Below are 13,686 nucleotides of genomic sequence, written 5' to 3'. Positions count from 1 at the left end.
AATTGACGGTGTGTGACTGGCCGAAGGTCGGTTCACGCACCGGGCACTGCACTTTTTCGCAATCGGCGGCTCTATCCATGGCCAGGATGCGATGACTCCCGTCGCACCGGAATGTGCCAGTTCGAGAATTCATGCCGAGCGCTTTTGCCCTGATCGTTCCTTTGTTTCGTCGCCCGTGCCTGCTGTTGGCTTGCCTGTCGTCGCTGCTGTTCAGCGGTTGCAGCCACCAGAACGGCAACGGCTTCATCACCCAGATGCGTGAGGGCCAGCCGCAGGAATTTCTGCAGACCAGCGTCGACCGCATGGCCACGCTGGCCATGCGCGACAACCTCAACAGCCTCTATCGCCTGATGGGCAAGCTGTACCTGCGCAACCCCGAAGAGCTGCGCAAATCGGGTTTTCTCAACATCAACACCGCCGTTAAACAAGTGCGCCTGGCCGTCGAGCAGCAACAGCCGCTGCCGGTGCTCGGCGGGCGCAAGGACCTCGCCGCGCTGAGCTACGCAATGAGCCCGGAGTTTCTCGGCGACCGCGTCGGTGCGTTCATTTATGCGATCGGCAGCATGCTCGTCACCGCGCACGGCAATCGCACCGAGTTCTACATGACTGACGCGATTAACCCGACGTTCGTTCACAACGCTGCGCGCAATATCGAAAAAGCCACATGGATTTTGTCCCAGCGACAGAACAAGGACGGCCAGCCGCTGTTGTTTTCCAATGAGATCTCGGAGGAGGGCACCAACCTGAGTTTTGCCACCGAATTCAGCAAGATTGTGGCGCGTCTGGATTTGCTGACGCAGATGCTCGACGAGCGCTATCGCAGGATCGGTCTGAATTATGCGCAGAGTTTGCTGTTCTTGAATTTCTTGCCGGTGCAGTGAGCTTCCACGGTTTTCTGGAAGGTCGGAAAACCATTGTGGGAGCGAGCCTGCTCGTGAAGGCGCTCTTTCAAATAGAGAGATATTGACTGACCCACCGCTTTCGCGAGCAAGCTCGCTCCCACACGGATTTTGTATACAATCGCTTGCCTCGATTGATTCAAATGGAGCTGCACCCGTCATGACCGACCCCGCAAGCGCCGATTTCAGCCGCATCGACCCCAGCGTTCGCGCTGACAAACTGCCCATCGCCGCGTTACTGGCATTCGCCATGACCGGTTTCATCGCCATCCTCACCGAAACCCTGCCGGCCGGGCTGCTGCCGCAAATCGGTGCGGGCCTCGCCGTCAGCGAAGTGCTCGCCGGGCAACTCGTCACGCTGTATGCGCTGGGCTCGATCGTTGCGGCGATTCCGCTCACCGTGGCCACGCGCGGCTGGCCACGGCGGCGGGTGTTATTGATGACGGTCGGCGGCTTTCTGCTGTTCAACACGGTCACCACGTTTTCCAGCCATTACGGCCTGACCCTGGCGTCGCGTTTCCTTGCCGGGATGGCGGCAGGATTGTCATGGGGAATCATGGCCGGTTACGCGCGCGGCATCGTGCCGGTGCATCAGCAGGGGCGGGCGCTGGCGATTGCCATGCTCGGCACTCCGGTGGCGCTGTCACTGGGCACGCCGGCCGGGACCTGGCTGGGCAACCTGATCGGCTGGCGCGCCTCGTTCGGGATCATGTCGGCGCTGGCGCTGGTGTTGGCGGCGTGGATCGTCATCGCCGTGCCGGATCGTCCGGGCCAGGCCAGCGATGAACGCCTGCCCTTGCTCGAATCATTGCGCCTGCCGGGTGTGCGGCCGGTGCTGTTCGTGGTGCTGACATGGATGCTCGGGCACAACATTCTTTACACCTACATCGCGCCGTTCCTGCAACAGGCCGGTCTGGCGGACCGGGTCGATCTGGTGCTGCTGGTGTTTGGCCTGTGCTCGCTAGTGGGCATCTGGGTCATCGGCCTGCTGGTCGATCGCTGGTTGCGCAAGCTGACCCTGATCAGTCTCGCGCTGTTCGCTGTGACGGCGCTGGTGCTGGCGTTGGCCGCTCCATCACCGCTGGTTGTTTATGTCTGCATGGCGGTGTGGGGTCTGTCTTTCGGCGGTTCGGCGACGTTGCTGCTGACCTCGGCAGCGGACTCGGCGGGCGACCACGTCGACGTAGTGCAGGCGATGCTTACCACTTCATGGAACGTCGCGATTGCCGGCGGCGGCGTGTTTGGCGGCGTGTTGCTGGACCGGGCCGGGGCGATGTCGTTTCCGTGGGCGCTGCTGATCCTGTCGCTGATCGCGTTGGCCACGGTGTGGTGCAACAGAACCCACAGCTTCAAAGCGGGGCGGCGGGTCCACTGAGCTCGCATCCACCACCTGACACTGTAGGATTGAGCCTGCGGTGGGTTCATTTGGCATAACGATAGACCGCATCGATATATGTGGTTATAAGAAAAATCGCTATGCTGCGGGCCAGATTTTCCTGTCGTTTTTCTGGACGGTTTAATGGAATTGGCAAATTTCGGCCTGGTGATTGCCGGGCTGGTGGTGGGTTTTATTGTCGGCATGACCGGTGTCGGCGGTGGTTCGTTGATGACGCCGATCCTGCTGTGGTTCGGCATCAACCCGGCAACCGCAGTGGGCACTGACCTGCTGTATGCCGCCATTACCAAATCCAGCGGCGTCCTCGTCCATAGGAAAAACAAGAACATCGACTGGGCCATCACCGGCTGGCTGACCCTCGGCAGCGTGCCGGCAGTGGCCATGACCCTGTGGTTTCTCAGCACCCTGCACACCGCGCCCGAGGCGATGAACGCCATCATCAAACAGGCGCTGGGCTTCGTACTGTTCGCCACCGCCCTGGCGATCTTCTTCAAAAAGCGCCTGCTCGAATTCGCCCACAAACGCGCCGGCGGCAACTACAACCCCAGCGGTTCACGCCTCAACGTGATGACGGTGATCACCGGCCTGATCCTCGGCACCATGGTCGCCCTGACCTCGATCGGCGCCGGCGCCCTCGGCACGGTCGCCTTGTTCATCCTCTATCCGTTGTTGCCAACCCGCCGCCTGGTCGGCACCGAAATCGCCCACGCCGTCCCGCTGACCCTGGTCGCCGGCCTCGGCCACGCGAGCATGGGCAATATGGACTGGGGCGTCCTCGGCTTTCTGCTGGTCGGCTCGCTGCCCGGCATCTGGCTCGGCAGCCACCTGACCGGACGCATCTCCGACGAAGTCCTGCGCCCGTGCCTGGCGACGATGCTGGTGCTGATCGGGTACAAGTTAGCGTTTTGATCCACGGTTGCGCAATGTCGTGCCTGTCCTAAGCTTCGGTAAAGGCGAAACATATTTGCCCGACTGCACCGGAACAATCGCCGCGATGCGCAATCAGTAGAGCGTGGATATCAAAAGGAGATGCGCATGCTCATCAGGTCACTGACCCTGACATTCTTGCTGGCGATGGCCGGTCCATTGTTCGCCGCCGACAGCGATTCGCCGCTGGCCGGGGATGTTGGCCGCGCCCGACCGCTGATCGTCATCGCACAAAGCACCGTCGACCCGGTGTGGGTCAGCCTGAAAAAATCGCTGGACGACCCGGCCAACAAAAAGGGCGTCACCGACCGCAACATCAAGGTCTACACCATCCTCAATATGTCCGGCCAACTCGACGGCAAGGACCTGGGCCAGCAGGACACCATGGCGCTGCTGCGCTCACTCAAGCTGGGCGCCGGTGCGTATCCGAAAGTGTTTCTGGTGGGCAAGGATGGCGAGACCAAACTCTCCGCCTCCGGTGACGAAGCCAAGGCTTTGAGCCTGGCGAAAATTTTCGAAACCATCGACGCCATGCCCATGGCCGAAAAAGAAGCCGCCGCCGCGGCTCAGGCCGCCCCAGCCGCAGCCGAACCGGAGCCTGCCAAAGGTGCGAAAGGCGCCAAGCCGAGCAAGCCTGCGAAACCGAGCAAGCCGCCGCAAATGCCGGACGATTGATCACGCACTCGACTGAATAAACCCTATCCCCTGTGGGAGCGAGCCTGCTCGCGATTGCGGTCTATCAGTCACCTCATCGGTGGCTGACACACCGGGATTCGCGAGGAAGCGCGCTCCCACATTTTTTTCCTGCTCAATCAGCCACAGCACTCAAAATCCTGTGCGCCATCTTCACCCGCTCCGCAATCGGAAAGTTTTTGTTGGCCATGATCGCAATACCCACGTCTTTGCTCGGTACAAACGCTACATACGCGCCAAAACCTGCGGTAGAACCTGTCTTGTTGATCAGTACGTTCTCGGGTTGTGGCTGCGGTGGATTCAGCCATTGCACCTTGTGCGCCTGCATGGCCATTTCCGTGGAATTGCCGGCGAGCAGGCGTTCGAGGCTGATCGGGTAGGGGTACATTTCCCAGCCCAGGCCCTGGGTCATGTCGCCGACGCGGTAGTAACCGGTGTGGGTGTTGGCGATGGTTTGGGTCAGGGGGGACCCCAGGGTTTCAGGTTTGAGATTGGCCTGCACGTAACGCAGCAGGTCCACGGCACTGGTTTTCACCGCGTAGGCTTGCAGGTCGAGGGCGCCGGGGCGGACGCGCACGGGTTTGTCGTCCTTGTCATAGCCTTGCGCGTACAGGCTCATCTGTCCGGCGGGGACGCTGAGCCAGGTGTGCTGCAAACCGAGTTTCGGCAGCAGGGTTTGCGTCATCGCTTGGTCGAACGGCTGGCCGAGGCTCTTTGCCGTCAGGTAGCCGAACAGGCCGAGGCTCGGGTTGGAATACTGGCGATGGCTGCCGGCCGGCCAGGTCGGTTTCCACTGCTGAAAGTAGCCGAGCATGGTCTCGGGCGAATCCGCATCGGCCGGGAACTGCAGCGGCAAGCCGCCGGCGCTGTAAGTGCCCAGTTGCAGCACGCTAATGTTGTCGAAGGCGCTGCCCTTCAATTCAGGCCAGAGGGTGTTGGCCTTGGTCGACAGATCCAGTTTGCCGGTGGCTTGCGCATAGCCGGCGAGGGTGGCGGTGAAGGTTTTGCTCACCGAGCCGATTTCGAACAGGGTGTTTTCGCTGACCCTTTGCCCGGTGTCTTTGGCGGCGACGCCGTAATTAAAGTAATGCGCCTTGCCTTTGACGGTCAGCGCTACGGTCAGGCCGGCGATGTTCTGCTGCTGCATGATCGGCGTCACCGTTGCGCTGACGAGTGCTTGCAGCTGCGCATCGTCAGGTACGGCGGCGAGGCAGGCCGTAGAGCCGAAAAACAGGCTGAACGCTGCGCAGGAAAAGGCTTTGCTTGAAGTGATGGATGACATGAATGAACCACTCTCCATGAGTGTTGATGTTGTTATCCCGCTACACTGCGGGCGATTTTCTTGTGAGGTCGCTGATCAGCGCCGCCAATCTAGTCAGCTCGGCGGCCGACGACAAACGATGAAAACTCGCACCAGCCATTAGAAAAATTTGGGGTAGGCATGATTCGACCGCAACTGCCGCTGAACGCGCTGCGCGCCTTTGAAGCGTCGGCGCGCCATTTGAGCTTCACTCGCGCCGCCGTGGAACTGTGCGTGACGCAAGCGGCGGTCAGCCATCAAGTGAAGAGCCTTGAGGCGCAGCTTGGCGTCAGCCTGTTCAAACGCCTGCCCCGTGGGCTGATGCTGACCAGTGAAGGTGAAACCCTGTTGCCGGTGCTGAACACGTCCTTCGATAACATTGCTCAGATCCTCGAACGCCTCGCCGGCGGGCAGTATCGCGAAACGTTGACCGTCGGTGCAGTAGGGACGTTCGCCGTGGGCTGACTGCTGCCGAGGCTGGCGGACTTTCGGGCGAAACATCCGCTCATGGATTTACGGCTGTCGACCAATAACAATCGCGTGGACGTGGCGGCGGAAGGGCTGGATTACGCGATTCGTTTCGGTGCCGGGGCGTGGCATGGCATCGAAGCGACGCGTTTGCTCGATGCGCCGCTGTCGGTACTGTGCGTGCCGGACATCGCTCGAAAGCTGCATGCACCAGCGGACCTGTTGCAGCAGACCTTGCTGCGTTCCTATCGCACGGATGAGTGGCCGCAGTGGTTTCAGGCAGCCGGTTTGGCGACTCATGCCGCGCCGCCGCAGAGCATCATGTTCGATTCGTCATTGGCGATGATGGAAGCTGCCATTCAGGGCTGTGGCGTGGCGTTGGCGCCGCCACTGATGTTCGCTCGGCAACTGGCGGCAGAGGTGATTTGTCAGCCGTTTGCGACCGAGATCACCACCGGCAGCTATTGGTTGACGCGATTGCAGTCGCGCCCGGAGTCGGCGGCGATGAGTGTGTTCAGGCACTGGTTGCTGCAAATGACTGGATAATGCAAAACCCTTGTTGGAGCGAGCCTGCTCGCGAAAGCGGCGTGTCAGTCGACAACAATGTTGGCTCGTAGACCGCATTCGCGAGCAAGCTCGCTCCCACAGGGAATTACCGTGTTGACAGGGCTCAACGCACCAGACACGGCCGCTTGTTATCGAACTTCCAGCCCGGAATCAGGAATTGCATCGCGACGCTGTCATCCCGCGCGCCAAGGCCCATGCCTTTGTACAGTTCGTGAGCCTTGGCCACTTGATCCATGTCCAGTTCAACGCCCAGCCCCGGTTTCTGCGGCACTTGCACGCAGCCGTCGACGATTTGCAGTGGCGCCTTGGTCAGGCGCTGGCCGTCCTGCCAGATCCAGTGGGTGTCGATGGCGGTGATGTCGCCCGGTGCGGCGGCGGCGACGTGGGTGAACATCGCCAGCGAGATGTCGAAGTGGTTGTTGGAATGCGAGCCCCAGGTCAGGCCCCATTCATGGCACATCTGGGCGACGCGCACCGAACCCTGCATGGTCCAGAAATGCGGGTCGGCCAAGGGAATGTCCACGGACTGCAGCTGGATCGCGTGGCCCATTTCGCGCCAGTCGGTGGCGATCATGTTGGTGGCGGTTTTCAGGCCAGTGGCACGACGGAATTCAGCCATCACTTCGCGACCGGAGTAACCGTTCTCCGCGCCGCACGGGTCTTCGGCGTAAGCCAGAACGTGGTGCTGATCGCGGCACAGGCGGATCGCCTCTTTCAGCGACCAGGCGCCGTTCGGATCGAGGGTGATGCGTGCCTCGGGAAAGCGCTCGGCGAGAGCGGTGACGGCTTCGATTTCGGCGTCACCGCTGAGCACGCCGCCCTTGAGTTTGAAGTCTTTGAAACCGTACTTGGCATGCGCGGCTTCCGCGAGACGCACCACGGCTTCGGCGGTCATGGCTTTTTCGTGACGGACGCGGAACCAGTCGTTGTCGGCCTCCGGTTCGCTGCGGTAGGCGAGGTCGGTTTCGCGTTGATCGCCGACGTAGAACAGATACCCGAGCATCTTCACGTCGTCACGCTGCTGACCTTCGCCGAGCAGCGCCGCCACCGGCACGTCGAGATGCTGACCGAGCAGGTCGAGCAGGGCGGCTTCGAGGCCGGTCACGGCATGGATGGTGATGCGCAGATCGAAAGTCTGCAGGCCACGGCCGCCGGCATCGCGGTCGGCGAAGGTCTGGCGCACCTGGTTGAGGATCTTCTGGTAGGTGCCGATCGGGCTGCCGACCACCAGATTGCGCGCGTCTTCCAGAGTCTGGCGAATGCGCTCGCCACCGGGCACTTCACCGACGCCGGTGTGGCCGGCGTTGTCCTTGAGGATGACGATGTTGCGGGTGAAAAACGGACCGTGGGCGCCGCTCAGGTTCAGCAGCATGCCGTCGTGACCGGCCACCGGGATGACCTGCATGTCGGTGATGATCGGGGCTTTGGCGGTGTCTTGTACGCTCATTGTTGTTTTCCTTTGCAGACGGATTCAGGCGTGTTTCGGCGCGGCATCGGCCACGGCGTTTTCAGCGGCAGGTTTTGGTGTGGTGCGCGCGGCGAAGACGATGATTGCGGCGATGATCGAAGTCGCGGCCAGACCATAGAGGCCGCCCTGAATCGAGCCGGTATGCTCTTCGAGCAAGCCGAAGGTGGTCGGCGCAACGAAGCCGCCGAGGTTGCCCACCGAGTTGATCAGCGCGATCACTGCCGCAGCAATTCGGGCATCCAGATAAGCCTGCGGAATCGGCCAGAACAGCGACGACGCCGACTTGAACCCCAGCGCCGCAAAGCAGATTGCCACGAAAGCGAAAATCGGCCCGCCGGTGGTGGACATGAACATCCCTGCGGCGGCAATCAACAGCGCCGTGGCGACCCACGCCTGCTGGTGCTTCCACTTCGCCGAGAGCGAGGCGAACGCATACATGCCGACAATCGACAGTAGCCACGGAATCGAGTTGAACAGGCCGACCTGCACGTCGCTCAGTTCACCCATTTTCTTGATGATGCTCGGCAGCCAGAACGTCGCCGCGTAGATGGTCAGTTGAATGAAGAAGTAGATCAGGCAGAACAGAATGATCTGCCGGTCCTTGAGCAATTTGCCCAGCGACGGCCGAATCGGTGTCGCCGCTTCGCGGGCCTTTTGTTCGTCGTCGATGGCCGTGACCAGGGCGTCCTGTTCGGCGCGGGTCAGCCATTTCGCATCGTGAGGTTTGGCGTCGAGCCAGAACCAGACGAACACGCAGAGGCACACCGAGAACATCCCCTCGATGAAGTACATCCACTGCCAGCCGTGCATGCCCAGACCGTTGATCTGCAGGAGCAGGCCGGACAGCGGCCCGGAGATCAACGAAGCCACGGCCGAGCCACTGAGGAAAATCGCAATCGCCTTGCCGCGCTCGGCGCCGGGCAGCCAGCGGGTGAAGTAATAAATCACACCGGGGAAGAAACCGGCCTCAGCCACACCCAGCAGGAACCGCAGGATATAGAAGTGGGTTTCGTTCTGGATGAACGCCATGCAGGCCGCCACCAGACCCCAGGTGAACATGATGCGGGTCAGCCAGATACGCGCGCCGACTTTCTGCAAGAGCATGTTGGAAGGGACTTCGAACAGCGCGTAACCGATAAAGAACAGCCCGGCGCCGAAGCCGTAGGCGGCTGCACCGATACCGAGGTCGTGTTCCATGTGGGTGCGGACGAAACCGATGTTCACCCGGTCAATGTAATTGACGATGAACATGATCACGAAGAGCGGCAGGACGTGGCGTTTGACTTTCGAGATGGCCGAGGCGAGCGTCGGCTCGACACCCTCGTGCATCCCCGAGACGGAGGTTTTCACTTGGTTTTCTCCCACTGATTATTTTTATGCGGGTAGGTCTGGTGTTGCGTTGTTGCTAGACATCATACAACCTGAATTTTTTGTCCTACAAGTGGGGCGGGATGATTAATTTCGTCTTGCGTAGCTTTTTTTATGCTTTTTGCTTCTTGTGTGGCGTATTTGTTGGCTTTCGAGTGGCGGGGGCATCGTTGTTAGCCTTTTAAAAATGCTGCTGGATGATGAAAGCTTTAATGAATATTTCGGCTTCCCCTGAGTGTTGTCATACAAGTGAGCTGCATTAGAGGGCTAAAATCAGTCCCGCCAATTCCACGTGCAGTGCTACGATCGGCAAGCCCCGATCACCGGACCCGATCATGCAAGAAGACTTCGACGCCCCCGCCCGCAAACGTGCGCACAACCTGGCCCACGACCTGGTGGAAAAACTCACTCAGAGCATCCTGCTCGGCCAGATGACACCGGGCGACAAGCTGCCGTCGGAGAATTCCATCGTTCAGGAGCACGGCGTCAGCCGCACGGTGGTGCGTGAGGCGATTTCCAAATTGCAGGCTTCGGGGTTGGTGGAAACCCGCCATGGCATCGGCACGTTCGTCATCGAACGCGCGCCGGAGCAGGGTTTGCGCCTGAATGTCGACACTGCGCTGGGCGTGCGCAGCATGCTCGAACTGCGCCTGGGCCTGGAAACCCAGGCGGCCGCACTGGCGGCACAACGGCGCAGTGAGCAGCAACTGCTGCAGATGCGCCAAGCGCTGGATGACTATCAGCGGCTGCTGGACAACAACGACAGTTGCGTCGAGGCGGATCGTCGTTTTCATCTGTTGATCGCAGAGGCCACCGGCAACGTCTGCTTCAGCGAGATCATGCAGCACCTGGGCAGTGCGATGATTCCGCGTACCCGCCTCAACGCGGCCGAACGGGGCGCGGCGGATCTGAGCAAGCTTGGGCAACTGGCCAATCTGGAGCATGAAGCGATTTTGAACGCGATCAAGCGTCAGGACCCGGAAGCGGCGCGGGCGGCGATGTGGCTGCACCTGACCAACAGCCGTGATCGCTTCTCTGCGCAAGGTTGAATGCCGCTGGTCTGCTGCGTAGCACGCCGCACATGTTGAGCGCCTCCAAACACTACGCCCGGATGTTCCGGCGCTGTTTTTGTGAGGTGCACCATGGCTGACGATTCGCTGTTTCCGGGCGGCATTGCGCCCACCGACCATACCCACCGCATTCCCGGCACGGACGAGCCGACCCTTAGTGATCACGATGCGCCGCCGGGCATGGACCCGGGGCGCGATCCGCTGAGCGATGGCGACCGGCCGGAAGACTGGAAAGACCCTGCTGCCGATGAGGATGTGCCGCCGGCGGATGAGCCGACGCCGTTGTCGGATGATCGGCGCTGAGTCTTAGGGTTGGGGGGTGGATTGGCTGGCCGCTTCGCGAGCAGGCTCGCTCCCACAGGGGATCGGGTTTGCTCGGGGATCTCAGGTCGTGTGGATATCGCGCATCAACAAGCCGAAGCGCAAATCCACCGCATCCGGTATCGGCAGATAGACTGTGTGGCCATCTCCCGGCGCCACTTCGATGGCCTCACCCTTGAGGTTCTGCAGTTCGTGCAGATCAAAATGAAAGTTGCCCTTGGGCGTCATCAGTTCCAGATGATCGCCCACGGCAAAACGGTTCTTCACCTTGACCTCGGCCAGCCGTTCACGCCGTTCGCCGGTCAGTTCGCCGACGAACTGCTGACGCTCTGACACGGAGCTGCCGTGCTGATAGTTCTGATATTCATCATGCACATGCCGGCGCAGAAAACCTTCGGTGTAGCCGCGCTGGGCCAGTGATTCGAGGTCGCTCATCAGGCTGCGATCAAACGGCCGACCGGCGACTGCATCGTCAATGGCGCGGCGATAAACCTGCGTGGTGCGCGCGCAATAGAAATGCGATTTGGTCCGGCCTTCGATCTTCAACGAATGCACGCCCATGCGCGTCAGGCGTTCGACGTGCTGTACGGCGCGCAGGTCCTTGGCGTTCATGATGTAGGTGCCGTGCTCGTCTTCGAAGGCTGGCATCAATTCGTCGGGGCGGTTGGTTTCCTGCAACAGGAACACCCGATCGGTGGGCGCGCCGAGGCCCAGCGTCGGCTCGGGCTGGAAGGTCTGCACGATCTCGCCGAGCTGATTTTCCGTGGCCTGCTGCGCCGAGTATTTCCAGCGACAGGCATTGGTGCAGCTGCCCTGATTGGCGTCGCGTTTGTTCAGGTAGCCGGAGAGCAGGCAGCGCCCGGAGTAGGCCATGCACAGCGCGCCGTGGACGAAGACTTCCAGCTCCATGCCGGGCACTTGATCGCGGATTTCACCAATCTCTTCCAGCGACAATTCCCGTGACAAGATGACCCGGCTGACGCCTTGCTGCTGCCAGAACTCGACGCTCGCCCAGTTCACCGTGTTGGCCTGAACCGACAAGTGAATTGGCATCTGCGCAAAATGCCGGCGCACCAGCATGATCAGTCCCGGATCGGACATGATCAGCGCATCGGGCGCCATCTCGATCACCGGCGCCAGATCCTTGAGAAAGGTCTTCAGCTTGGCATTGTGCGGGGCGATGTTGACCACCACATAGAAGCGCTTGCCCTGCGCCTGCGCCTCACGGATGCCCAGCGCCAGATTGGCATGATCGAACTCATTGTTGCGCACGCGCAGGCTGTAACGCGGCTGGCCGGCGTACACCGCATCGGCGCCGTACGCAAAGGCGTAACGCATGTTTTTCAGGGTGCCGGCGGGGGCGAGCAGTTCGGGGACGCTGAGGGTCGAGTTCATGATGAAAGTCGCAAAAGCGCGGCAGGGTAAGCGAGGCGCAGCGAGGGTTTATTGATCTGGATCTATGCTCAACGAATAAACAGGGCACTCGCGCACGCCGCGGGTGACTAAGGTTCGGGGCGTGCGTGACGCCTGACAGACATGGACCGGACATGAACGAAAAGAGTCTTCAATTCAAATCCCTGACAGTGCTGCTGGTGCTGGTCACGGTGGCCTTCATCTGGATCCTGCTGCCGTTCTACGGCGCGGTGTTCTGGGCAGTGATTCTCGGCATTCTGTTTGCGCCGGTGCAGCGCAGGCTGCAGATCCGATTCGGCTGGCCACGCAACCTGACGTCGCTGTGTACGTTGAGCCTGTGCCTGATCATCGCGATTCTGCCGGTGATCGTCGTCAGCGTTTTGCTGGTGCAGGAGGGGGCGACGGTTTACAAGAACATTGAAAGCGGTGAGCTGGACATTGCCGCCTATCTGGCCCAGTTCAAGCACAGCCTGCCGCCGTACTTTCAGCATTTGCTCGACCGCTTCGGCATGGGCGAACTCGACAGCCTGCGCGAGAAAATCGTCAAGGCCGCCATGCAAGGCAGCCAGGTGCTGGCGACTCAGGCGTTCAGTTTCGGCCAGGGCACTTTTGAATTTGTGGTGAGCTTTTTCATCATGCTGTACCTGCTGTTTTTCTTCCTGCGTGACGGCCCCGAACTGGCGCGCAAAATGCGCACCGCCGTGCCGCTGGAAGAAAACCACAAGCGTCGCCTGCAACTGAAATTCAACCGTGTGGTGCGTGCGACCGTCAAAGGCAACGTACTCGTTGCGGTGACGCAAGGTGCGCTGGGTGGGGCGATTTTCTGGTTTCTCGACATTCCCAGTGCGTTGCTCTGGGCGGTGCTGATGGCGTTTCTGTCGTTGCTGCCAGCCGTCGGCGCGGGGATCGTCTGGGCGCCGGTGGCGGTGTACTTCCTGCTCAGCGGCATGATCTGGCAAGGCGTGGTGCTGGGCTTGTTCGGGGTTTTCGTGATCGGCCTGGTGGACAACGTCCTGCGCCCGATCCTGGTGGGCAAGGACACGAAAATGCCCGATTACATGATTCTGATCTCGACCCTGGGCGGCCTCGCGGTGTTCGGCCTCAACGGCTTCGTCATCGGCCCGTTGATCGCCGCGCTGTTCCTGTCGAGCTGGGCGCTGTTCGTCGAGACCAAACCCAAGGTGCAACTGCCTTAGGCATTGAACGACGCGCTGACAATCTTCTGCGACAAGGCTTGTGCGGCGGGTAACGAGGTGAGCGGACCACTGATCGCCTCGCCGTCGCGCATCAGATACCAGCAGGCGAGCAACCCCGACGCCCTGAGCGAAGCGGGAACCGCGCTGCCGACCACCGACATGATTTGAACCTGAGCCATGACCTGTACCTCCATTCAACAATGGAGCTACCTTAGAGATTCGCCGCTTCTACGGACAATCAACGCTTTCGATAGTGGTCATTGACGCCGTTGAGGGCTGGCTCAATCGACCACTTGATCGAGCATGTGCATGACTTCGCGCTCATTGAGCAAGCCTTTGTGCACCAGGTTCTCCGCCAGCAACGAAAGAAACTTGGCACAGCGGTGACCTTCCAGATGCTTGAGCTCGGTCAGCGCGCTGTACACCTTGCTCGAGGTGCACAAGCCGACAATGCGGTGCGGGTTTTGTGTTGGCATATCGTCGTCCTTGTTGTTATCAACCTGTTGTTTACGGACGGATTCAGATTGCGGCTCCGTCATGACAAAACCATGACCGTTTCGTGGAAATGCACATGACGGTCGAGTCAATCATGCCGACTTT

The 13,686-nt window shown here is 60.6% G+C and carries 13 protein-coding genes and 1 pseudogene; 8 read left to right on the top strand and 6 right to left on the bottom strand.

Features of this window, described 5'->3' with window-relative positions; translation table 11 throughout:
* Nucleotides 1-131: 131 nt before the first annotated feature.
* The 4 genes from V6F91_RS25840 to V6F91_RS25825 all read left to right on the top strand — a co-directional run bounded on the left by V6F91_RS25840 (nt 132) and on the right by V6F91_RS25825 (nt 3,897).
* On the top strand, nt 132-881 hold the full coding sequence (locus V6F91_RS25840) for a hypothetical protein (protein WP_332769439.1): 750 nt from the start codon (nt 132-134) through the stop codon (nt 879-881).
* 178 nt (nt 882-1,059) lie between these two features.
* Nucleotides 1,060-2,274: an MFS transporter gene (locus V6F91_RS25835; protein WP_332769437.1), complete on the top strand. Its 1,215-nt coding sequence runs from the start codon at nt 1,060-1,062 to the stop codon at nt 2,272-2,274.
* A gap of 144 nt (nt 2,275-2,418) precedes the next feature.
* Nucleotides 2,419-3,204, top strand: a complete 786-nt coding sequence (locus V6F91_RS25830; protein ID WP_093100145.1) for a sulfite exporter TauE/SafE family protein — start codon at nt 2,419-2,421, stop codon at nt 3,202-3,204.
* Nucleotides 3,205-3,330: 126 nt separating this feature from the next.
* The gene (locus V6F91_RS25825; RefSeq protein WP_332769434.1) at nt 3,331-3,897 is read left to right on the top strand and encodes a DUF4174 domain-containing protein; all 567 of its coding nucleotides are present in this window, start codon (nt 3,331-3,333) and stop codon (nt 3,895-3,897) included.
* Between the two features lie 133 nt (nt 3,898-4,030).
* On the opposite strand, the gene ampC is transcribed toward V6F91_RS25825, so the two are convergent.
* A complete protein-coding gene (gene ampC / locus V6F91_RS25820; RefSeq protein WP_332769432.1) occupies nt 4,031-5,197 on the bottom strand; it encodes a class C beta-lactamase in 1,167 nt (388 codons plus the stop codon).
* 159 nt (nt 5,198-5,356) lie between these two features.
* Here ampC and V6F91_RS25815 point away from each other — a divergent pair.
* Nucleotides 5,357-6,229: pseudogene (locus V6F91_RS25815) on the top strand (LysR family transcriptional regulator).
* Nucleotides 6,230-6,353: 124 nt separating this feature from the next.
* On the opposite strand, the gene gudD reads toward V6F91_RS25815, so the two are convergent.
* Both gudD and V6F91_RS25805 read right to left on the bottom strand, forming a co-directional pair.
* Complete coding sequence (gudD, locus tag V6F91_RS25810; protein WP_332769430.1) at nt 6,354-7,697, bottom strand: glucarate dehydratase; 1,344 nt, start codon at nt 7,695-7,697, stop codon at nt 6,354-6,356.
* Nucleotides 7,698-7,721: 24 nt separating this feature from the next.
* Nucleotides 7,722-9,068, bottom strand: a complete 1,347-nt coding sequence (locus V6F91_RS25805; RefSeq protein WP_332769428.1) for an MFS transporter — start codon at nt 9,066-9,068, stop codon at nt 7,722-7,724.
* 353 nt (nt 9,069-9,421) lie between these two features.
* Here V6F91_RS25805 and V6F91_RS25800 point away from each other — a divergent pair, with 353 nt between their 5' ends.
* Nucleotides 9,422-10,135: a FadR/GntR family transcriptional regulator gene (locus V6F91_RS25800; RefSeq protein WP_093100159.1), complete on the top strand. Its 714-nt coding sequence runs from the start codon at nt 9,422-9,424 to the stop codon at nt 10,133-10,135.
* 93 nt (nt 10,136-10,228) lie between these two features.
* Nucleotides 10,229-10,459, top strand: a complete 231-nt coding sequence (locus V6F91_RS25795; RefSeq protein ID WP_332769425.1) for a hypothetical protein — start codon at nt 10,229-10,231, stop codon at nt 10,457-10,459.
* Nucleotides 10,460-10,540: 81 nt separating this feature from the next.
* On the opposite strand, the gene yegQ is transcribed toward V6F91_RS25795, so the two are convergent.
* Nucleotides 10,541-11,872 carry a tRNA 5-hydroxyuridine modification protein YegQ gene (gene yegQ / locus V6F91_RS25790; RefSeq protein ID WP_332769423.1) on the bottom strand — a complete coding sequence of 444 codons (1,332 nt, stop codon included), beginning with the start codon at nt 11,870-11,872 and terminating at the stop codon, nt 10,541-10,543.
* A gap of 152 nt (nt 11,873-12,024) precedes the next feature.
* Between yegQ and V6F91_RS25785 the strand changes: the two genes are divergently transcribed.
* A complete protein-coding gene (locus V6F91_RS25785) occupies nt 12,025-13,086 on the top strand; it encodes an AI-2E family transporter (RefSeq protein ID WP_332769421.1) in 1,062 nt (353 codons plus the stop codon).
* Here V6F91_RS25785 and V6F91_RS25780 read toward each other — a convergent pair.
* Both V6F91_RS25780 and V6F91_RS25775 read right to left on the bottom strand, forming a co-directional pair.
* A complete protein-coding gene (locus V6F91_RS25780) occupies nt 13,083-13,265 on the bottom strand; it encodes a hypothetical protein (RefSeq protein ID WP_090284520.1) in 183 nt (60 codons plus the stop codon). The two genes, V6F91_RS25785 and V6F91_RS25780, sit on opposite strands and share 4 nt — an antisense overlap.
* Nucleotides 13,266-13,367: 102 nt before the next feature.
* Entirely contained in the window at nt 13,368-13,562 is a 195-nt protein-coding gene (locus tag V6F91_RS25775; protein ID WP_016984641.1) for a hypothetical protein, read from the bottom strand.
* Nucleotides 13,563-13,686 lie beyond the last annotated feature (124 nt).

The organism is Pseudomonas koreensis, assembly GCF_036668835.1.
In the GTDB taxonomy this organism is placed as follows: Bacteria; Pseudomonadota; Gammaproteobacteria; order Pseudomonadales; family Pseudomonadaceae; genus Aquipseudomonas; species Aquipseudomonas koreensis_I.
The sequence above is the reverse complement of the archived record's forward strand: the minus strand, read 5'-3'. Positions and strand labels throughout refer to the sequence as shown.

Bases quoted from the DNA above. Each gene is read 5' to 3' on its own strand.
- V6F91_RS25830 (WP_093100145.1), top strand. From the start codon at position 2,419: ATGGAATTGGCAAATTTCGGCCTGGTGATTGCCGGGCTGGTGGTGGGT.
- V6F91_RS25780 (WP_090284520.1), bottom strand. From the start codon at position 13,265: ATGGCTCAGGTTCAAATCATGTCGGTGGTCGGCAGCGCGGTTCCCGCT.
- V6F91_RS25840 (WP_332769439.1), top strand. From the start codon at position 132: ATGCCGAGCGCTTTTGCCCTGATCGTTCCTTTGTTTCGTCGCCCGTGC.
- V6F91_RS25775 (WP_016984641.1), bottom strand. From the start codon at position 13,562: ATGCCAACACAAAACCCGCACCGCATTGTCGGCTTGTGCACCTCGAGC.
- V6F91_RS25795 (WP_332769425.1), top strand. From the start codon at position 10,229: ATGGCTGACGATTCGCTGTTTCCGGGCGGCATTGCGCCCACCGACCAT.
- V6F91_RS25800 (WP_093100159.1), top strand. From the start codon at position 9,422: ATGCAAGAAGACTTCGACGCCCCCGCCCGCAAACGTGCGCACAACCTG.
- V6F91_RS25825 (WP_332769434.1), top strand. From the start codon at position 3,331: ATGCTCATCAGGTCACTGACCCTGACATTCTTGCTGGCGATGGCCGGT.
- yegQ (WP_332769423.1), bottom strand. From the start codon at position 11,872: ATGAACTCGACCCTCAGCGTCCCCGAACTGCTCGCCCCCGCCGGCACC.
- V6F91_RS25835 (WP_332769437.1), top strand. From the start codon at position 1,060: ATGACCGACCCCGCAAGCGCCGATTTCAGCCGCATCGACCCCAGCGTT.
- V6F91_RS25785 (WP_332769421.1), top strand. From the start codon at position 12,025: ATGAACGAAAAGAGTCTTCAATTCAAATCCCTGACAGTGCTGCTGGTG.
- ampC (WP_332769432.1), bottom strand. From the start codon at position 5,197: ATGTCATCCATCACTTCAAGCAAAGCCTTTTCCTGCGCAGCGTTCAGC.
- gudD (WP_332769430.1), bottom strand. From the start codon at position 7,697: ATGAGCGTACAAGACACCGCCAAAGCCCCGATCATCACCGACATGCAG.